Origin of the sequence: Rhodanobacter sp. Soil772 (assembly GCF_001428385.1) — a bacterium.
Lineage (GTDB): Bacteria > Pseudomonadota > Gammaproteobacteria > Xanthomonadales > Rhodanobacteraceae > Rhodanobacter.
In genome coordinates, this window is sequence record NZ_LMSK01000002.1 from 797,684 (window position 1) to 819,032 (window position 21,349).

General features: G+C 67.9%; 10 protein-coding genes. 3 read left to right on the top strand and 7 right to left on the bottom strand.

All coding sequences use genetic code 11. The features are described from left to right. Window positions 1-79 precede the first annotated feature (79 nt). On the bottom strand, window positions 80-2,332 hold the full coding sequence (locus ASG75_RS10115) for a TonB-dependent receptor (protein ID WP_056388510.1): 2,253 nt from the start codon (window positions 2,330-2,332) through the stop codon (window positions 80-82). A 138-nt stretch (window positions 2,333-2,470) separates the two neighbouring features. Beyond that, window positions 2,471-4,477 (bottom strand): serine protease, encoded by a 2,007-nt coding sequence (locus ASG75_RS10120; protein WP_157616956.1) that lies wholly within the window; start codon window positions 4,475-4,477, stop codon window positions 2,471-2,473. Between the two features lie 222 nt (window positions 4,478-4,699). Between ASG75_RS10120 and ASG75_RS10125 the strand changes: the two genes are divergently transcribed. After that, window positions 4,700-9,343 (top strand): DEAD/DEAH box helicase, encoded by a 4,644-nt coding sequence (locus tag ASG75_RS10125; RefSeq protein ID WP_056388512.1) that lies wholly within the window; start codon window positions 4,700-4,702, stop codon window positions 9,341-9,343. Between the two features lie 31 nt (window positions 9,344-9,374). On the opposite strand, the gene ASG75_RS10130 is transcribed toward ASG75_RS10125, so the two are convergent. The 4 genes from ASG75_RS10130 to glk all read right to left on the bottom strand — a co-directional run bounded on the left by ASG75_RS10130 (window position 9,375) and on the right by glk (window position 16,776). Continuing rightward, on the bottom strand, window positions 9,375-10,439 hold the full coding sequence (locus ASG75_RS10130; RefSeq protein WP_056388514.1) for a heparan-alpha-glucosaminide N-acetyltransferase domain-containing protein: 1,065 nt from the start codon (window positions 10,437-10,439) through the stop codon (window positions 9,375-9,377). After that, window positions 10,436-12,736, bottom strand: coding sequence for a family 20 glycosylhydrolase (locus ASG75_RS10135; protein WP_056388518.1), 2,301 nt, complete (start codon window positions 12,734-12,736; stop codon window positions 10,436-10,438). Before ASG75_RS10135 ends, ASG75_RS10130 begins: the two co-directional genes overlap by 4 nt. 122 nt (window positions 12,737-12,858) lie before the next feature. Next, a complete protein-coding gene (locus tag ASG75_RS10140; protein ID WP_056388520.1) occupies window positions 12,859-15,579 on the bottom strand; it encodes a TonB-dependent receptor in 2,721 nt (906 codons plus the stop codon). A 105-nt stretch (window positions 15,580-15,684) separates the two neighbouring features. Then, window positions 15,685-16,776, bottom strand: a complete 1,092-nt coding sequence (gene glk, locus ASG75_RS10145) for a glucokinase (protein WP_056388522.1) — start codon at window positions 16,774-16,776, stop codon at window positions 15,685-15,687. 429 nt (window positions 16,777-17,205) lie between these two features. Between glk and ASG75_RS10150 the strand changes: the two genes are divergently transcribed. Both ASG75_RS10150 and ASG75_RS10155 read left to right on the top strand, forming a co-directional pair. Next, window positions 17,206-18,507 (top strand): sugar MFS transporter, encoded by a 1,302-nt coding sequence (locus ASG75_RS10150; RefSeq protein ID WP_056388524.1) that lies wholly within the window; start codon window positions 17,206-17,208, stop codon window positions 18,505-18,507. Between the two features lie 97 nt (window positions 18,508-18,604). Further along, window positions 18,605-19,684 carry a LacI family DNA-binding transcriptional regulator gene (locus ASG75_RS10155; protein WP_056388527.1) on the top strand — a complete coding sequence of 360 codons (1,080 nt, stop codon included), beginning with the start codon at window positions 18,605-18,607 and terminating at the stop codon, window positions 19,682-19,684. Here ASG75_RS10155 and ASG75_RS10160 read toward each other — a convergent pair. Beyond that, window positions 19,677-21,278: a peptidase S10 gene (locus ASG75_RS10160; protein WP_056388530.1), complete on the bottom strand. Its 1,602-nt coding sequence runs from the start codon at window positions 21,276-21,278 to the stop codon at window positions 19,677-19,679. The two genes, ASG75_RS10155 and ASG75_RS10160, sit on opposite strands and share 8 nt — an antisense overlap. Between the last annotated feature and the right edge of the window lie 71 nt (window positions 21,279-21,349).

A 21,349-nucleotide genomic window follows, 5' to 3' on the forward strand; every position in this document is an offset into this window, starting at 1 on the left:
CACGTCGCGCTCGCTTGCGGTCAAAGAGACGATTCTGCCTCACCGCGCCAGGCGATGGCACGGTGAGGCAGGAAGGTCCTTACAGCTCGGCGCGGAATTCCACCCCGATGATGCGCGGATCGTTGACGAACGCGGTGCGGTTGTTGAAGTCGATCGCGCCGGTGATCGCCTGCTTGTCGGTGATGTTGCGGCCGTACAGGGCGACCTCGCGGCGGCCGTAATCCCAGTTGTAGCCGAGCCGCACGCCGCCTTCCAGCAGCGGCTTGCCCTTGAACTCGGCCGAGTCGTAGAGGAAGAAGTTCACCTCGCTGCGGTAGTTCCAATCGGTGTAGACGAAGAACTCGCCGCTGTCGCCGTACGGGATGCCGTAGCGCGCGGTGAGCGTGCCGATCCACTTCGGCGCGTTCGGCAGGGTGTTGCCGTAGACCAGCGCGTTGCCGTTGGCGCTGAGCGGGTCGAGGATGGTGCAGCCGGAACCGCACACGGCCACGGCCAGGTTCGGGTCCTTCAGCTCGGTGTGGTTGTAGCTGCCGCCGGCGGTGAGCACGAAGTTCGGCGTGAGGTAGGCCTCCAGGTCGAACTCGGCGCCGTAGCCCTGGGTCTTGCTGGCATTCAGCAGGCGCGTCACGTTGATGTCGCCGCCCACCGCGGTGAGCTGCTGGTTGTGCATGTTGAACGTATAGACGTCCGCATTGAAGCGCACGTGGTTGTCCATGCCGGTGGTCTTCACGCCCAGCTCGTAGCTGGTGATCGTCTCCGGCTTGGCCTGCGAGATGAAGTCGGCGAACAGCACGCGGCCCTGCACGCTGGGCGCGCGGAAGCCGTTGGCGACACGCGCGTACACGTTGACGTTCGGGTTCAGCGTCCAGGTGCCGGTGAGGTCGCCGCTCCAGCGCGCGTCGTGCGGCTGCGCGGTCGCCAGCAGCGGGCCGCCGCCGATCGGCGACAGCATGCGGTCCACCTTGAAGTCGCGCGAGTCGTGCGACCAGCGCGCGCCGGCGCGCACCTCGAAGTCGTCGGCGAGCTGGTAGTTGGCCGAGCCGAACAGCGCCCACGCCTTGGTGCGCTGGGTCTGCGTGGCGTAGCCGTCCAGCGCGTGGTTGTTGAAGGTGGCGTAGTCGAAGTTGCTGATCGCGATGTCTTCGTCGAAATAGTAGGTGCCGACCTGCCAGTTGAGCTTGTCCTGCCCGTTGCTGGCGAGGCGGAATTCCTGGGTGATCTGGCGATCGTGCGGCAGCGCGTCGGCGGTCTCGGCCGGGAACGGGATGAAGCCCGGGCCCATCGGCGGGTGGAAGCTCGCGCCATAGCCGCCGTCGACGTCGCCGAGGCTGTAGGTGGTGGCGCGCTCCAGCCCGGTGATCGAGGTGAAGGTGGTGTCGCCCACGTTCCACGCCAGGTGCAGGTTGCTGCCCCAGCTGAACAGGTGCTGCTTGTTGCGGCCGTCCTGCGAGACCTTGTCGCGGTCGAAGCCGGGCACGAAGCTGGGATCGCCCAGTTCGATCGCGTTGGCGCGGTTGACCATCGCGCTGCCGTCCAGCCAGCGCGCGTGGCCGTTGATCAGCGCGCTGAAGCCGCCGTTCTCGTACAGCGCCTGCAGCCGCACGGCGCGGTCGTTGTAGCCGCCCAGCACGTTCTTCTGGCCGGTGAAGGTGTTGTCGATCCAGCCGTCGCGATGCTGCGCCAGCGCGGAGACGCGGCCGGACCAGTGCGCGCCCAGCGAGCCGCCCAGCGCCGCCTCGGCGTTGGCGGTGCCGAGCGAGCCGTAGGAGACGCGGGCGTAGCCGCTGGTTTCCTGGCTGGGCTTGCGCGAGTCGAACTTGATCACGCCGGCCGGCGAGTTGCGCCCGAACAGCGTGCCCTGCGGCCCGCGCAGCACTTCGACCTGCTCCAGGTCGAACAGCGGGAAGCCCTTCAGGATCGGGTTCTCCTGCACGATGTCGTCGTACACCATCGACACCGGCTGCGAGGCGTTGAGGTCGAAATCGCTGTTACCCAGGCCGCGGATGTAGAAGCGCGGGAACTCGCGGCCGTAGGAGGTCTCGGCGTACACGCTGGGCGCGCGCGAGGCCAGCTGCAGCACGCCGTCGCCGGCCTGGCCGAACGCCTCCAGCTTGTCCGGCGTCAGCACGGTCAGCGACATCGGCACCTTCTGCATGTTCTCCACCCGCTTCGACGCGGTGACGTTCACCGTCTGCAGTTCGGTGGTCTTGGTGGGCTGCGGCTTGGCCGGCGCAGCGGCCTCCTGGGCCAGCGCGGCGGAAGCGGGCAGGCCCAGGGCAAAGGCGATGGACAAGGCAAGCGCGGTGGAACGCGACGGACGAGCAGCAGGCATGAGATTTTCCCCGAATGGAAGGCAATGATGCGCCGTGATTCGGGCCGATTTGCCCCTGCGGCGTCGCAGCATTGTCATACAAGCGCAGCCGGCGCGAAAGCTCCGGCTGCTACAGCACCCCGCCGACCCGGCGGTCCCTCAGTGCTCGCTGACGTGCGCGTCCTTCAGCAGCAGGCCCAGCCGGGCCTTCATTTCGGCCGGGGAGTGCGCCCCTTCGGCGTAGTGATAGACGGTGTACAGCACCACCGGTTTCGCCACGTCCGCGCCGGCAATGACGCTGCTGATCTTCATCACGTCGTTCTCGCTGCGCGGCGCGCCGTCGAACGGGCGCTGGCGGTTCACGATCTTGTTCCAGTTGCTCTTGAAGTTGTCGTTGAGGTCGTCGGACGGCGCCACCACGCGCGCGAAATTGCTCCAGTCCTTGTCGTGCGCGCTGGCCGCCTGCCACACGTCGGCCACGTCCCACACCACCTTGCCGCGGTCGACGAAGTAGCTGAAGCCGAGCGTGAGCATGCTGTCGGGCTCGATCCTCTGCAGCGCCGGCGTGTAGGCATAGCGCAGCCGTTTCGAGGTGTAGGCAAAGCGATGGCCGTAGTCGATGTCGATGCGGATGTCCTTGAACGCCGCCGGCAGCAGGGCGGTGTTCTTCAGGAAGCCCTGCCACTGCGCCAGCGTGCCGTCGTAGCTGACGAAGAAGAAGTCGGTGAGCGCCTGCAGGTTGATCAGGTAGTCGTGCTCCTGGCTGGCCTGGGCGAACCGCATCAGCACCACGTAGCCGTCCGGCACCGGCAGCGCGAACGTCATCACTAGCGCGTTCTCGGTCGGCATCGTCCACGTGCGCACTTGCCAGCGGCGCTGCCAGGCGTCGGTGTACAGCGTGTCGCTCCTCGGCTTGCCCAGCGAGGTGATCCGGATCTTCTCCGGGCCGATGTCGCGGGTCATGAAGCCGACCCTGGCCAGCATGTCCATCATCTTCACCGGGTCGCCGTACAGCTGGGCGGACGACACGTCGTCGGGCTTGCGCAGGTGGAACAGCAGGTTCTGCCCTGCGACACCCGGGGTCACGTAGCCGTTGTTCGGCAGCGTGGTGGTGTCGCCGGTCTTCCGCGCCAGGCTCCAGGTGCCGTCGTTGTCGCGCGTGATCAGCGCCGGGAAATTGCCCATCGACGGCATGCTGTGCAGCATCGCGTTGGAGCCGGCGCCGTGCGGAAACAGCTGGTCCGGCTCTTTCGCCAGCAGAGCCTTGAGCTGGCCGTCGGCGTAGGCGTTGAAGCGCTGCTGGAACGCGGCGCTGAAGTCGGCGAAGCCCAGCGGCAACGCGAATTCGGTCTTGAAGGTATTGCTGAGGATGGTGTCGAACACATCGAACTGGTAGGGCATGCGCTGGTCGATCGAAGCCACGTGGTCCGGCGCGTCCAGCACCTTGCCGATCGGCAGCGCGTAGTTGAGATTCTCGTTCGCCGACTTCATCAGCACGATGCCGATCACCTTGCCGTCCGTGTCCAGCAACGGGCCGCCGCTGTTGCCGGGCGACGCGGCCGCCGAGAAGCGCATCCACTTCCAGCGCCCGTCCTGGTCTTCCGGCGTGTCGGAGGTATACAGGCCGTCGCGGATCACCACGCCGGTGCCCAGCGCATTGCCCACCGCGTAGACCACCTCGTTCAGCGCCGGCTTCGTGTTCACCTCCAGCGCGGCGGCGTGGGCAGGTTGCGTGGCCAGCGTGAACACCACGAAATCCTGCTGCAGCGAGTATTTTTCGATCTTGTCGATCGCGTACACGTGGCCGCTGGCGTCGCGCAGCGCGGGCTCGCCCCACAGGCTGTCGATGCCCACCTGCAGCACGTGCGCCGCCGTCACGTAGCGGTGGTTGCCCAGCGCGAACGCGGTGCCGACCGAGTAGTACTTGTCGTTGCGCTCCTGGTACGGCAGCAACTCCAGCGGCAACGGCTTCTCGTAGGTTCGCGGGTCGCTGACCGGCTTGGCCGCCACCACTTCGAACGTGGCCGCCCGGATCTTCGGCAACACCGCCGGATCGAGGCTGGCGGCATGACCGGTGCCGATGGCGCACAGGCCGACGACGGCAAGCAGGGCCAGCCGGCGCAAAGCCGGCCGCATGGCGCCGGGCTTGCGCGGAAGCATTTCCATGACGTGCATGATTGTCCTTCGCATGAAGGCCGCCACCGGATTCCCCCTCGGGCCCCTGACCTGTGTCGACCGAACCTGAATACTGACATGTCATGCGCACGCCTGCATCGCCGCTTCCGTGGCCATTCGCGGGCGATTCCATGACGGCTTGGACGGGTGCGGGGCGGTCCCCATATATGATTCACACTGCTCGTTTCCCGACCGCCGCACGGACCATCACCGATGCGCCTGGACCCCTGCCCGCTGGACGATTTCCATCCGGCCGTCGCCGCCTGGTTTCGCCGCACCTTCCCCGCGCCCACCGCGGCGCAGGCGGCCGCGTGGCCGTCGATCCGCGCCGGTCAGCACACCCTGGTCGCCGCGCCGACCGGCTCGGGCAAGACGCTCACCGCCTTCCTCGCCGCGATCGACGCACTGGTGCGCGAGGGCGTGGCGCACGGCGGCGTGCTGGCCGACGCCACCAGCGTGGTCTACGTGTCGCCGCTGAAGGCGCTGTCGAACGACATCCACATCAACCTGGAAGCGCCGCTGGAAGGCATCCGCGTCGAGCTCGAAAAACTCGGCCTGCCCGACGTGGCGATCCGCACCGCCGTGCGCACCGGCGACACCCCGCAGGCCGAGCGCAACCTGCTGCGCAAGCAGCCGCCGCACATCCTGGTGACCACGCCGGAGTCGCTGTACGTGCTGCTGGGCTCGGCTTCGGGTCGCGCGATGCTGTCGGGGACACGCTCGGTGATCGTCGACGAGATCCACGCCATCGCCGGCAGCAAGCGCGGCTCGCACCTGGCGTTGTCGCTGGAGCGGCTGGAGTCGCTGTGCCAGCGGCACCTGCTGCGGATCGGGTTGTCGGCGACGCAGAAGCCCATAGAAACTGTCGCCGACTTTTTAGTCGGCGCTCGTTCACCCTCTCCCCTGCGGGGAGACGACTGCATGGATGCAGGAGGTAGAGCAATGCAGGGAGCGATTGCCGAGGGACGGGGAGAGGGGCCGGGGTCGCGGGAGACCGCAAACGAAGCGACGGCCATTGGTGACTTCCCCGCGAGCACCCACCCCTCTCCTCAATCCTCTCCCCTTTGGGGAGAGGAGGCGAACGCGAAGAGCGACGTTACTATCATTGACACGGGCCACACCCGCCCGCGCGATCTCGCCATCGAAGTCCCGCCGGTACCGCTCGAAGCGGTGATGTCGAACGACTGCTGGGAGCTGGTCTACGACCGCCTGGCCCAGCTGGTGCAGGCGCACCGCACCACCCTGGTCTTCGTCAACACGCGGCGGATGGCCGAGCGCGCGGCGCGGCATTTGTCCGAGCGGCTGGGCAAGGAGACCGTCGCGGCGCATCACGGCAGCCTGGCGAAGGAGCTGCGGCTGGATGCGGAGCAGCGGCTCAAGCGCGGCGAGCTGGCGGTACTGGTGGCGACCGCATCGCTGGAGCTGGGCATCGACATCGGCGAGGTCGACCTGGTCTGCCAGCTCGGCTCGCCGCGCTCGATCGCCGCGTTCCTGCAGCGCGCCGGCCGTTCCGGCCACAGCATCGACGGCACGCCGAAAGCGCGGCTGTTCCCGGCCACCCGCGACGACCTGATCGAATGCACCGCCCTGCTCGACTGCGTGCGCCGCGGCGAACTGGACGCGCTGATCATGCCACCGCAACCGCTCGATGTACTGGCGCAGCAAATCGTCGCCGAGGTCGCCTGCGCCGAGTGGGACGAGGACGCGCTGTACGCGCTGGTGTGCCGCGCGTACCCGTATCGCGATCTCGCGCGCAGCGAGTTCGACGCGGTGGTGCGCATGCTGGCCGAGGGCTTCACCACCCGTCAGGGACCGCGCGCCGCGTATATCCACCGCGACGCGGTGAACCGGCAACTGCGCCCGCGGCGCAGCGCGCGGCTCACCGCGCTGACTTCCGGTGGCACCATCCCCGACACCGCCGACTACAAGGTGGTGCTGGAACCGCAGGCGATCATCGTGGGCACGGTGAACGAGGATTTCGCGGTCGAGAGCATGGCCGGCGACATCTTCCAGCTCGGCAACACCAGCTACCGCATCCAGCGCGTCGAGCGCGACCGGCTGCGGGTGGAGGACGCGCACGGCGCGCCGCCGAGCATCCCGTTCTGGCTGGGCGAAGCGCCGGGGCGCAGCGACGAGTTGTCGCTCGGCGTGTCGCATTTGCGCGAGGAAATCTCCGCGCAACTCGATGCCGGCGGCGTGCCCGCCGCGGTCGCCTGGCTACACGATCAGCTCGGCCTGGACGAAGCCGCCGCGCAGCAGCTGGTCGATTATCTGGCCCGCGCCAAGGCCGCACTCGGCGTGCTGCCGAGCCAGCACACGCTGGTGCTGGAACGTTTCTTCGACGAATCCGGCGGCACCCAGCTGGTGATCCACACGCCGTGGGGCAGCCGCATCAACCGCGCGTGGGGACTGGCCCTGCGCAAGCGCTTCTGCCGCCAGTTCAACTTCGAACTGCAGGCGGCGGCGACCGAGGATGCGATCGTGCTGTCGCTGTCGACCAGCCACAGCTTTCCGCTGGAGGAAGTGGCGCACTACCTGCACTCGAATACCGCCGAGCATGTGCTGATTCAGGCGCTGCTCGATGCGCCGCTGTTTCCCGCGCGCTGGCGCTGGAATGCGGTGACGGCACTCGCGCTGCCGCGCTTCACCGGCGGCAAGAAAACCCCGCCGCCGCTGCAGCGCATGAAGAGCGAAGACCTGCTCGCCGCGGTCTTTCCCGACCAGGTCGCCTGCCTGGAAAACATCGTGGGCGAACGCGAGGTGCCGGATCACCCGCTGGTCAACCAGACCATGCACGACTGCCTGCGCGAGGCGATGGACGTGGACGGCCTGCTCGCCATCCTGCGCAAACTTGAAAGTGGCGATATCGCCATCGTGGCGCGCGACCTCGGCGCGCCCAGCCCGCTCGCCGCCGAAGTATTGAACGCCGCGCCGTATGCGTTCCTCGACGACGCACCGCTGGAGGAACGCCGCACCCAGGCGGTGCAGACCCGCCGCTGGAATGACGCCGATAGCGCCGACGATCTCGGCCGGCTCGATCCCGACGCGATCGCCGCCGTGCGCGAGGAAGCCTGGCCGCAGGTGCGCGACGCCGACGAGATGCACGAGGCGCTGACCCTCTTGGGTTTCGTCACCGCCGACGAAGCCGTCGCCAACTCCGACTGGAACGAACGGCTGCAGGCGCTGGCGAAGGCGAAGCGCGCCACCCGGCTCGGTGACGTATGGACGTCCGCCGAGCAACTGCCGCTGTGGCACGCGCTGCATCCTGCCGCCCCGATGCAACCGCCGATCGCCGCACCCGCCGAATACGCCGCGCCGTCGTGGACGCGCGAAGACGCGCTGCTGGAACTGGTACGCCACCGTCTCGGCGGGTTCGGCCCGGTCACCGTGAACGGATTGGCGCAAACCATCCACGTCGACGCCAGCGAAGTGGAGCAGGCGCTGCTGCGGCTGCAATCCGAAGGCTACGTGATGCAGGGCCGCTTCACCGCCGATGCCAGCGACACCGAGTGGTGCGAGCGCCACCTGCTGGCGCGCATCCACCGCTACACCATCGGCCGCCTGCGCCGCGAGATCGAGCCGGTCAGCCGGCGCGCGCTGATGCGCTTCCTGTTCGACTGGCAGCACGTGTCGGCAGCCACCCGGCTGAGCGGGCCGGACGCGCTGGTGGCCACGCTGGCGCAGCTGGAAGGCTACGAGGCGGCGGCCGGCGCCTGGGAATCGGAGATTCTGCCGGCGCGCATCGACGACTACGCGATCCACTGGCTGGACGAGTTGTGCCGCGCCGGGCGGATCGGCTGGGCGCGCCTGCGCACGGGCAGCGGCGGTGGCGGCGGCCCGGTGCGCAGCACGCCGATCGTGCTGCTGCCGCGACGCGACATGGCCGTCTGGACGTCCGTCGCGTCCGGCGATCCGCAGGAGATTATTCTTTCGTCGCGCGCGCAGGCCGTCGCCGACGCGCTGCGCGAACACGGCGCATTGTTCTTCGACGAACTGCTGGATGTCGCCCACCTTCTGCGCACTGAACTGGAGGATGCGCTGGGCGAGTTGGTCGCCGCCGGCCGGGTCAGCGCGGACAGCTTCGCCGGCCTGCGCGCATTGCTGCTGCCGGCGGCGAAGCGCGACGGCGGGCGGCATCGGCGGTCGCGGCGGCACCAGTTCGGCGGCATCAAGGATGCGGGGCGCTGGGCGCTGGCGCGTGCCAACTCTCTTCTCCCCTCCGGGGAGAAGATGCCCGGCAGGGCAGATGAGGGGCGGGTGCTTGCGGAGAAGTCGGGTGAAGGCTCGCGGCAAGAGCAGCCCCTCACCTCAATCCTCTCCCCCAAGGGGAGAGGAGGCGATGGCGGCGCTTCGCGCCAACGTGATTCCATTGAAGCGTTGGAACACATCGCCCGCACCCTGCTGCGTCGCTACGGCGTGGTGTTCTGGAAGCTGCTCGAACGCGAAGCGCCGTGGCTGCCGTCGTGGCGCGAACTGCTGCGCGTATACCACCGGCTGGAGGCGCGCGGCGAGATCCGCGGCGGGCGCTTCGTCGAAGGCCTGGTTGGCGAGCAGTTCGCCCTGCCCGAGGCGATCGCACCGTTGCGCGCGGTGCGCTCGCGCGCGGACGACGGCGAACTGGTCTGCCTCAGCGGTTGCGACCCGCTGAACCTGGTCGGCACCGTGCTGGTCGGCGACAAGGTGCCGGCGCTGGCCGGTTCGCGCGTGTTGTACCGCGACGGCGTGCCGATCGCCGCGCTGGTCGGCGGCAAGCCCACCGCGCTGATCGAGTTGCCGGCTGCCGACATCCAGTTGGCGAAGCATGCCTTGTTGCGTTATCCGCCCTCGCTGCCGGAAATGCCGGCGGCCGTACGCTGACGGCGCGGGCTGCTTGTGGGCACCGGAGCTGCTAGAGCTTGAGGTGGACGCCGCGCCGATCCATCGCCCACACGATCAACCACCACAGCATCACGAAGGCTGCGGCGAACGCCAGCGACGGCACGTACGGCCCGAACCACGGCGTCATCCAGCCGGCGAACCCGTGCTGGTAGATCGGCTCCTGCCAGCCCAGTGCGGGCAGCAGGATCTGCATCAGTTCGGAGCCGGCGTAGGCGGCGATCGCGTTGACACCGAAGCGGCGGCCCCAGGCCGGCCAGCCGCGCCGATCGACCAGCCAATGGAAGGTCAGCAGCGCCAGCGTGGCCCATCCGGCGGTCCACAGCACGAACGAGGGCGTCCACAGGTTCTTGTTGAGCGGCAGCCACAGCGACCACAACGCGCCGAGCAGCAGGCACGCGATGCCGGCCAGCAGCAACGTCCGGAATTTCTCGCGGCGCAGCCAGCAACCGGCGCGCAGGCCGAGCAAGGTGCTGGCCAATGACGGCAACGTGCCGAGCAAGCCTTCCGGATCGTGGCCGCGGCCGCTCGCCGGGTCGATCAGGTAGACGAAGCGGCCGAACGCCGCGCTGTCGACACGGCTGACGATATTCGTCCACGGCTCCAGCGAGCCACCGAGCAACAGCAGCCCCCAATAGCCGAGCAGCAGCGCAGCGATCGCGACCCATTGCGTGCGCGGCTTCGTGTAGACCGCGAACAGTGCCACCCCGGCGAAGCACAGCGCGATCCGCTGCAGCACGCCGGGGAAGCGCAGGTGCGCTTGCGGCAGCAGCCACGCCGCCAGCACGTTGATCGCCACACCCAGCAACAAGATGCGCAGCGCACGCCACATTGCGGCGCGGGTCAGCACGGCCGGCACTGCGCCCTGCTCCAGCCGCGGCAGGATCGCCAGCGCCACCGACACGCCGACCACGAACAGGAAGAACGGAAAGACCAGGTCGATCGGCGTGCAACCGTTCCACGCCGAATGCTCCAGCGGCGCGTAGACGTGCGCCCAGTCGCCCGGATCGTTGACCAGCAGCATCGCCGCCACGGTGCAGCCGCGCAGGGCGTCGAGCGAGGCTAGGCGTTTGCTCATGGCGTCAGCGTCACTCGGCCGATGGCATACAGCGGCCCGTCGATCGGCGCGGTGTAGATCAGGCACAGCGCATGTTCGCCCTGTTGCGCCGGTAGCGCTGCGGCCAGCGTGAAATTGCGGGTACTGTGCGCGGGATCGGGCAACGGCATGCTGGCCAGCACCGGGCCATCGCACTGGTCGGCATGCACCACCAGCTCGCCGAACGGCGTGGCGTGCGGGCGCGACACCACCAGCTTCTGCTCGTGCGCCAGCGCGAAGTTGCGCGGCAGGCGCACCGCATCGACATGGATCGCGGCGACGCCATCCATCCACGTGGCGGGGAACTGCTGGCAGGTGTCGAACACGTTCACCGCGTACACCGGCTGGGCGCTCTTCGCGTCGGGCATGGGCTGCAGGCGCAGGCGGAAATCGCTGCCGGGACAGTTCGGCAACGTGCTGCCGGGCAGGCTGAGCAGGGCGGCGCGATCGAACACGCGTTCGCGCGGCGCAGCGAGCCCGCTGCCGTCGGCGGCGAAGCTGGCGGCGCGCACGGTGACCGGCAGGGTCACGTTGAACGGGGCGTCGTAGCGCGGCGCGGCGGGCGTGGGCGCGCTGCCGTCCAGCGTGTAGTGGATGGCACCGAAGTCCGCCTGATTCGACAGCGTGACCGTGGCCTTGCCGGTGGCCAGCGCCAGGTTGCGGTCGGTAGCGATGTCCACCGCGAACGCGCTGTCGGCGACGTTGACGTGCTGTGCGCGGTAACGCTCGAACTGCGCCGGCAGGCGGGCGAGGAAGCCCGGCCAGTGATTCGTGCCGGCCGGCGACCAAGCCACTTCGCTGAGCGCATCCAGCCGCGGGAAGGCGGCGTGTTCCACGTGGCCGAACGTGGGCAGGTGCTCGGTCCAGAGGTTGGCCTGCACGCCCAGCACATGCTTCGCCTGCGCCGCGCTCAGCACGCCAGGCACGGCCTGAAAGTCGTACACGCCCTTCAGCAACTCCGCGCCGAGGCGGCCGGCGTATTCGTCGGCGAGATCGCTTTGCACGTGGTCGAAGTAGAGACCCGGCGCGGGCGACAGCACCACGTCGTGACCGAGCAGCGCGGCCTTGATCGCGCCGTCGGTGCCGCGCCAGGACATCACGGTGGCGTCGGCGGGCAGGTTGTCGCCATCGAGGATTTCGTCCCAGCCGATCAGCTTGCGGCCGTGCTGGTCGAGGTACCGGCCGACGCGGTCGATGAACCAGCCCTGCAGCGCGTCCTCGCTGGTGATGCCCAGCGCATGCATCTTCGCCTGCACCGCGGGCGAGGCTTGCCACTGATCCTTGATCGCCTCGTCGCCGCCGACGTGGATGTAGGTCGACGGAAACAACGCCATCACTTCGCCGAGCACGTTCTCGATGAAGCGGAAGGTGTCGTCGTCGACGTTGTACAGATACGGGTTGACGCCCCAGTCGGTCGACACCGCCGGACGCTGGCCGGTAACGCCAAGCTGCGGATACGCGGCTACCGCAGCCTGCGCGTGGCCGGGCATGTCGATCTCCGGCACGATGGTGATGTGGCGCGCGGCGGCGTAGGCCACCACGCGGCGGATGTCGTCCTGCGTGTAGAAGCCTCCGTAGCGCTGCGGCTCGCCGTCGTGCCCGGCATCCGGCGGCGTGCGCCACGCGCCGATGCGGGTCAGCTCGGGGTAGCGCTTGATCTCGATGCGCCAGCCCTGGTCGTCGGTGAGGTGCCAGTGGAACGTGTTGAGCTTGTGCTGGGCCATCTGGTCGAGCAGCCGCTCGATCTCGTCGACCGTCTGGAAATGCCGCACGGAATCCAGCATCAGCCCGCGCCAGGCGAAGCGCGGCTGGTCGCGGATGGACAGCGCAGGCACCTGCACCGTGCCATGCTGCGCATCCGGCGTGAGCAACTGCCATGCGGTCACTGCGCCGTAGAACAGGCCGGCGGCATCGCGTGCGCTGATGCGGATACCTTCCGGTGTAACGTCGAGTGCGTAGCCTTCGCGGTTCGTCACCGGCGCCGCCGGATCGAGCCGCAGCACGATCGCGTGCGCGGTGGCCGCGCCGTGTTTCAGCGACAGGTGCAGGCCGCGCGTGCGTGCGATCAGGTCGACCAGCCAGGCGCCCGTGCGCCTTGTGGAGGCCGTGTCGTCGGCGAGCACGATCGGCGTGTGCGCGTCGACCGTGAAGTGGCCGGCGTCAACGCGCAGCTGCGCCGGCAACGGCAGCAACGACAGCGGTGCGGCGGCGGCATGGGCGAATCCGGCCAGTCCCATCGCCATGGCTGCCCAGCCCAGCAGGATCAAGCGGCGTGTCATCGGCAATCTCCGTGGCGGCGCGTGCACCACGCTAGCAAAAAAGCGGGCCCGACAACTATTGCTCGGGCCCGAGTTGGGGAGGATGGTGGAGCCGTCCATGGCTCGTGTCACGGTGGAACGGTTCAGAGCTTGAAGCGCAGGCTCAGGTAGTACTGGCGGCCGTTGTCGTAGAACGCATACGGCTGTTTCCCGTAGGCCGCGTTCTGGGTGTAGTACTTCAGCTTGGGGCTGTTGAGGTTCATCCCATCCAACGACAGCGACATCCAGTCGGTGAGCTGCACGCCGAACGACGCGGCAAGGTTGCCGATGCCCTGCTGGAAGTAGGTGTCGGTGCGGCTCACGCCGGCATAGAACTGCGAGCGGTAGGTGTAGCTGATGCGGGCGTTGAAGCGCTTGTTCTCGAAGTAGCCGGAGAGGTTGTAGGTGTTCTTCGAGGTGCCCTGCAGCGGCTTGTCGCCGGTGGCATGGCCGTCGGCGTAGGTGTAGTTGGCCTGCACACCGAAGTTGTCGCCGATCGGCTGGATGTAGTTCAGCTCCACGCCGCGGACCTGGCCGTTGACGTTGCGCGGCACGCTGATCAGGTAGTTGTTGTAGACGTCCGTACCGGCGGCCGCGGATGCCTGCATGTCCTTGAAGCTGCGCACCTCGTTGCCGAAGTTGACGTAGTCCTTCAGGTTCATCGCGTACACGCCGGCCGACAGCAGGCCGCGCGGCGCGAAGTACCACTCCACGGCGGCATCGAAGTTGCTCGATACCAGCGGCTTGAGCTGCGGATTGCCGCCGCTGCCGGTGTGGGTGAGGTCGTCGGCCGACACGTAGCCCGCCAGCGCCGAGTAGTCCGGACGGGTCATCGTCTGCGACGCGGCGAAGCGCAGCAGCAGGTCGTCGGTGACGGCGAGCTTGAGGTTGGCGCTGGGCAGGAACTTGCCGTAGGAGTGCTTGTAGGTGTTCCAGTAGTAATCGCCGAAGGCCGAACCGGTGATCGGGCCGGTCACCGTGGTCGCTTCCGCATCGGGCGCCGTGCTGGTATAGCCGATGTTCTCCTTGGTCTGCACGTAGCGCACGCCGACGTTGCCGCTGGCGATGCCGGAGTCGAAGTTCAGCTGCAGGTAGGCGGCCGAATCCTTCTCCTCGACCTTGTAGACGTCGTTGAAATAGAAGCGCGAGACCGGATCGCGGTTGGCGAACTGTGCGTCGATCTGCGCCAGCTGGGCCGGCGTCCAGTACCAGATCGGGCCCGGGAAGCTGCCGCCGAGCGAGCCGTTGAAGCCGCCCGGATAGCTGCTGTAGGTGCCGGTCGGATAGGCGGCCGGGTTCTGCCAGTCGGAGGCCCAGTTCGGACCCTGCGCCACCTCGAACGGGTTCTCGCGCGTGTGTTTGGCGTAGCGGCCGCCGAACTGCAGCGAGGTGAGCGCGCCGTCGTCGAAGTTGAGCTCGCCGTCGAACTGCGCCCAGTCCTCCTTGTCCTTCACCTTGATGCCCTGGCCGCCGAAGATCCAGCCAGCCGCCGGCAGGATGCCGGACGGTGAGGTGTTGTCGCCGCCCAGCGTCCAGTTGATCGGCTTGCCGAGGCCGCGCATGTCCCAGCTGGCGCCGGCACCGCCGGCGGTGCCCAGCTCGATCACGTCCTGGGTCGGGCTGGTGCCGGTGCCACGGGTGGTGCCGATCTGGCCGGTGAAGGTGAGATGGTCGGTGGCACGCCAGTTCGCGCTGAGCGTGAGGTACTTCGACTCGGAGGCCGCACCGGGGCGGGAGATCTGGTCGTACACGCCGTAGGCGCCGGTGCCGCCGGCGATCGAGCCGCTGGTGACCACGTTGTTCTGGATCGAATTGGCGGTCAGCACGCCGCCGTTCGCCAGCGCGCTGCTGGCCCACATCATGTAGTTGCGGTTGTAGTTGTCGGCCTTGAGCTTGGAGTAGAAGCCGTTGAGGTCGAGCGTGAGATTGTCGGTCGGCTTGATCTGGAAGTCGATCACGCCGCCCTTGCGCTCGCGCTGCTGGGTGAACAGCACCGCGCCGATTTCGTTCGGGTAGTAGACGGTATTGCCGCCGACCGTCGTGGGCAGGTAGCCGCCCACCACTTCCTGGCCGTTGCGCTGCAGGCTGCGCTTCTCGTAGAAGCCCTGCACCAGCACGCCGACGGTGTTGGCGTCGTTCTTCCAGTTGAACAGGCCGCTGAACTGCGGCTTGGTGTCGCCGGGAAGGTCCGAATACACGCCGCCGATCGAGGCTTCGGCCGTGATCGGCTTGGCGAACTCCAGCGGCTTGCGGGTGATGATGTCCACCGAGCCGGCGCTGCCGCCTTCGACGATGCTTGCCTCGGAGGTCTTGTGCACCACCACCTGGCTGACGATCTCCGACGGCAGCAAGGTGTAGCTCACGCTGCGGCCCACGGTCTGCACCTGGCTCAGCACGAACCAGTCGCCGGTGCCCACGCTGTGGCCGTTGACCAGGGTCTGGGTGAGGCTCGGCGCAGTGCCGCGCAGGCTGACGCGATCGCTCTCGTCGAAGCCGCCCTCGCTCGCGCTGGACGAGCTGATGTTGACGCCGGGCAGGCGCTGCAGCGTGTCGGCCACGTTCTTGGCCGGCAGCTTGCCGATGTCCTCGGCGGTGACGACCTCGACGTGCGAGGTCGCATCCTTCTTCAGCGCCAGCGACTCGGCCTCGCTGTTGCGGATGCCGGTGACGACCACCGTGCTCAGGGTTCTGGCCTGCTTCTCCTTGGCCTGGTTCTGGCTGGACGGGTTGTCGGTATTCGTCTGGCTGTCCTGCGCATAGATCGCGCCGGATACGCACAGACCGGTGATGATGCTCGCGGCTAGCAATGTCTTGCGGTAATTCATGATCTCCTCCCCTCAGAGGCTGGCTTGAATCAAGACCGGCTGACGACGGTCGCGGACGTTGTGTAGTGGTTTGGCTTGGCGCCGTGTTACCGCATTGCGGTCATCTCACTCTCCTGAGCGCTTATCCAGAAACCAGCCTGCGGCACCAATGACACCAAGCTGGCCGTGCTCGATCAGTCGTACCGGAACCTGTTGCAGGTAGGCGCGCATCACGCCCTTGTTGAAGTAGCGTTCGGCGAAGCTGCTGGCCAGCAGGAACGGCTGGATCTGCGGCAGGATGCCGCCGGCCAGGTAGACCCCGCGGGCGCCGTACAGCAGCACCAGGTCGCCGACGAAGCTGCCGAGCAGGCCGCAGAAAACCTCCAGCGCCTCCACCGCCGCCGCGTCGTTGCCGGCCAGCGCGGCGCCGGTGATCCCGGCCGGCGTGAGCTCGCGCTCGGGGCTGCCGCGCAATTCGCACAGCGCGCGATAGAGCTTGCGCAGGCCGGGGCCGGACAGCGCGTCCTCGAACGACACGTGCGCGCGCTCGCGGCGGAACAGGCGCAGGATCTCGATCTCACGCTCGTTACCCGGCGCCAGCGACACCTGCCCCGCCTCGGTGGCCAGCACCTGCGCGCGCGGCTGGCCCGGCAGCAATACCGCCGAGCCCAGCCCGGTGCCCGGCCCCATCACCAGCACCGGCCCGCTGGCCGCCGGCTGCACGGTCTCGATAATCGGCCGGGTCTCGTCGGCGACGATGAACTGGGTGGCGTAGGCGACCGCCTCGAAATCGTTGATCACCGCCAGCCGCTGGATGCCGAGACCGGCGCGGATCTCGCGGATCGACACCGGCCACGGCAGGTTCTCGTTGACGATCGCGTCGTCCAGCACGTAACCGGCGCAAGCCACCGCGCACTGGCGCAGCTGGCCCTGCGCCGCGGCGTGCGGCGTCGCGGCCAGCTGCCCGACGAAGTCCTGCAGCATCGCGGTGAGGCCGGACCAGTCGGCACAGCTGTAGCGGTGGTAATGCAGCACGCTGACCGGCCGCCGACCGACGGCGTTGCCGACGACCAGGCCGATGCGCGCATGCGTGCCGCCGACGTCGGCGGCCAGGAACGGCTGGCCGGCCGATGCAGCCGCCGCGTTCGACGCCGACGCATCGGCCGGAGTCGTCGCCGACGGCTCCGCTGCATGACGCTGGTTGGCGACTTCCCCCACTCCGCTCTCCCGTGACCGGCACCCCGACCCGGACCGCGCCGAACAGCGGCGGGCCGGGTACGGCCTGATTCCGGCGGAGTCTGCTGTCAAAATGACAACGTTGTCAATCGAACTTTCGGCAATTCGCCGAACATTCGATACGGCACTGCAGCATAGCTGCCATGACACTTCGGGAAATCACCCGAACAGACCCTGTAAATGGCTTTGCTTGGCGCAATGTCGAAAACACTTGCGCGGTCTTTCGGGCATGCGGCGACGCCGCAACCGTGTGTCCGGGCAGACGTCTGGACGGCCATGCGCCATCCACCGAGGATCGACCTCGGCACGACAATAATTGACAACGTTGCACTTTCTATCGAATAAAGAGACATTCCTGTCCGTCCCGGTCATCCTGCCGGTGCGACACGACCGACCCGGGGAGAACCATCCATGGCAACCACGCTGGCGGCAGCGCCGTCCGATCGCACCCATCTCGGCCCGATGCTGATCATCGGCCTGCTGTTCTTCATCTTCGGCTTCGTCACCTGGCTCAACGGGCCGCTGATCACCTTCGTCAAGCTGGCGTTCCAGGTCGAGGACGTCTACGCCTTCCTGGTGCCGTCGGCGTTCTACGTGTCGTATCTGGTGTTCTCGCTGCCGGCGTCGCTGGTCCTGCGCCGCACCGGCATGAAGAAAGGCATGGCGCTGGGCCTGTTCGTGATGGCGATCGGCGCCGTGCTGTTCGGCCAGTTCGTCAGCTGGCGCGAGTTCGCCGGCGCGCTGACCGGGCTGTTCGTGATCGGCGCCGGGTTGTCGCTGCTGCAGACCGCTTCGAACCCGTACATCAGCATCCTCGGGCCGATCGACAGCGCAGCGCAGCGCATCGCCTTCATGGGCATCTGCAACAAGGCCGCCGGCGTGATCGCCCCGTTCGCGTTCGGCGCGCTGGTGCTCAGCGGCATCAGCACGTTCGGCGAGCAGGTCGAAGCGGCGCCGACGCCGGCAGCGCGCGAAGCCCTGCTCAACGCGTTCGCCGGCAAGGTGCACCTGCCGTATATGGTCATGGCCGGCCTGCTGGTGCTGCTGGCGATCTGGATCGCGCGTTCGTCGCTACCGGAAATCCGGCCCGACGGCGCGAACAGCGAACAGGCGATCGGGCACAAGCACGGCAGTATCTTCAGCTTCCCGCACCTGTGGCTGGGCGTGCTGTGCCTGTTCCTCTACGTGGGCGTGGAGGTGATGGCCGGCGATGCGATCGGCACCTACGGCGCCGGCTTCCACCTGCCGCTGGAGCGCACCAAGATCTTCACCGCATTCACCCTCAGCGGCATGCTGATCGGCTACGTCGCCGGCCTGCTGCTGATCCCGCGCTTTGTCTCGCAGCAGCGCTACCTGGCGATCTCGGCGGTGCTCGGCGTGCTGTTCTCGATCGGCGCCTACCTCAGCCACGGCTACGTCTCGGTCGGCTTCGTCGCCGCGCTCGGCTTCGCCAACGCGATGATGTGGCCGGCGATCTTCCCGCTGGCGATCAAGGGCCTGGGCAACCTCACCGAGCGCGGCTCGGCGCTGCTGATCATGGCGATCGCCGGCGGCGCGGTGGTGCCGCAGCTGTTCGTGCACCTGAAGCAGCACATCGATTTCCAGCTCGCGTTCGCGCTGCTGATGGTACCGTGCTACCTGTACATCCTGTACTACGGACTGGCCGGCCACCGGGTCGGCCAGCACGTGGATTCGCTACGGCCCGGGCCATAAGTTAGGATGCACCTGCCGTCGCACAGCAGCTGTGCGACGGTGTCGGTACGATGGCGCGACCGGCGGACCAACCCTTTCGATACACGAGGTTCAGCGGGTGCGCAGCGCCACCATCAAGGATGTCGCGGAACGGGCCGGCGTCTCGCTGAAGACCGTCTCGCGCGTGATCAACAACGAGCCCTCTGTGCACGCCCGCACGCGCGAGAAGGTGCAGCGCGAGATCGACGCGCTCGGCTACCAGCCCGACCCGTCCGCGCGCAGCCTGCGCAGCACGCGTGCCTACGCGATCGGCCTGGTCTACGACAACCCGAACGCGCACTACATCATCAACCTGCAGCGCGGCGTGCTGGCGGCGTGCCGCAGCAACGGCTTCGGCCTGCAGATCCACCCGTGCGACTCGTCCTCGCCGAAGCTGGCCGAGGAACTGCGCGAACTGGTGCACCGCTCGCGCCTGGCCGGGCTGGTGCTGGCGCCGCCGATGTCCGAGCAGCCGGCGCTGATCCACGCGCTGAGCGCGGCGAAGGTGCCGTTCATCCGGATCATCTCGGCGCGCCAGGATCCCGCCGACGGCTCGCCCTGCGTCTACGTCGACGACCGCGACGCCGCCTACGCGATCACCGAGCACCTGATCCAGCTCGGCCACCAGCGCATCGGTTTCCTGTGGGGTGGCAGCGGGCACCGCTCCAGCCAGGAACGCTACCAGGGCTACGAGGATGCGCTGAAGGATTACGGCATCGCGCTCGACCGCAAGCTGATCGTGCCCGGCGACTACACCTTCGACGATGGCTTCCGCGGCGCGCGCAAGCTGCTGGCGCTGAAGGACCGCCCCAGCGCGATCTTCGGCTCCAACGACGAGATCGCCGCCGGCGTGCTCGCCGCGGCGCATTCGGACGGCATCAACGTGCCGTACGAACTGTCGATCGCCGGCTTCGAGGACAGCCCGTTTTCCAAGCAGTCCTGGCCCGCGCTGACCACCGCACGCCAGGCCACCGAGGAGATCGCGCGGCACGCCGCGCAGCGGCTGATCGGCGACCTGCAGCGCGCAGCCAACGGCGAGCCGGTGAACCACGCCAACGAAGGCTTCAGCCCGGAGCTGGTGGTGCGCGGCTCCACCGCGCCGCGGCACACCGCGCCGTCCGGGCGCGGCACCGGCGGCCGGCGCAAGCCGGCTACTTGACGTTGTCGGTCTGCCCGATGAAGCGGGCCACGTTGTCGTGCAGCTGCTTCAGCGACGCCTCGTGCGCGTACACCATGTGCCCGGACGGATACCACGCGTAGCTGATGTTGTGCTCCAGGCTGGCCGGGATCGGCAAGTGGTGCATCTCGTAGTCGGCGGCGAAGTACGGCGTGGCCAGGTCGTAATAACCGCCGTTGAGATAGACCTTGAGGTTGGGGTTGGTCTTCATCGCCGTGGCCAGGTCCGGCATCACGTTGGTCGACGACTGCAGCGCCTCGCCGTGCACGCCGGGCGCCTTGTGCGAGAAGTCCCAGTGGTCGACGTCGGCGAACAGCCGGTACTGCCGGCCCTGGCCGAACTTCAGGTCGCGCCGCACGTAGTCGTTGAAGGCGGCCACGTAAGCCGAACTGATCGCCGAGGATTGCGGATCGTATTCGGAGTCCTTGCTCAGCGGATCGATCGCCGGGCCGGAGAAGCGGCTGTCCAGCCGGCCGGTGGTGATCTCGCCGTCGGTCTGCAACTCGTGTTCGAACATGCCGCCGGTCACGCGCAGGTTCGCTTTCAGCAGGTAGGCCACCGGCAGGCCGGTGTACTCGTGCAGCTTCTGCGCCACCGCCTGCTTGCGCGCATCGTCAAGGCGCGAGCCGGCCATCAACGCCTGCGTGTAGTCGCCCATCGCGTACTGCTCCACCTCGCGCAGGAACGGCTCCAGTTCGGCCGGCTGCTGCGGCAGTTTGTGGTGGTAGAACGCGGTGGCGGCGAAGGTCGGCAGCGCCAGCTCGTACGGCAGGTCGATGCCGGGATTGAACTCCGGCCCGTCGATGCTGGTGTCGAAACTGAGGATCTGCGAAAGCAGGATCACCCCGTTGAGATCGACGCTGTCCTCGTTCTCCAGGATGTTCGCCAGTACCGCCGAGCGGGTGGTGCCGTAGCTTTCGCCGAACAGGTACTTCGGCGAATTCCAGCGGTCGTACTTCGACAAAAACTGGGTGATGAACTGCGCGAAGGCGTGGCCGTCGCCGTCGACGCCGTAGATCGCCTTCTTGCGTTCCTTCATTTGCTCGTCGCGCTTGTCCTTGTCTGCGTCGTCCGCGATCAGCCGGCTGAAGCCGGCGCCGGGCGCGTCGATGAACACCAGGTCGGAGGCATCGAGCAGGCTGTAATCGTTGTTGACCAGTCCGTACGGCGCCGCCGGCGTGTGGCCGTCATCGCTGGTGACCACGCGCCTGGGCCCGAACGCGCCCATGTGCAACCACACCGTGGCCGAGCCGGGGCCGCCGTTGTAGATGAAGGTGACCGGCCGTTTCGTCGCGCCCACACCCTTCTTGAAATAGGCGACGTAGAACATGCTGACCTGCGGCTCGTCCTCCTTGTCGCCGCTGCCGTGCAGCACCAGCGTGCCAGCCACCGCCTTGTAGTCGACGCGATGGCCCTCGACCGAGACCGAGCCCTCGCTGCTCGACGCTTGCGGCTCGACCAGCGTGGCGTCGGGCTTCTCCGGCTTGGCCTTGTCGTCCTTCTTGTCCGGTCCGGCAATCGCGGCGGAGCTGAGCAGCAGCGCGGCAAGCGCCGCGGTGAAGAGAAGCTTGCGCATGGGCGATCCTCGATGACGGAGGCGGCTTCGCCCCGGGAAGCCGCAGCATAGGCGCCACGGCGACGGGATTT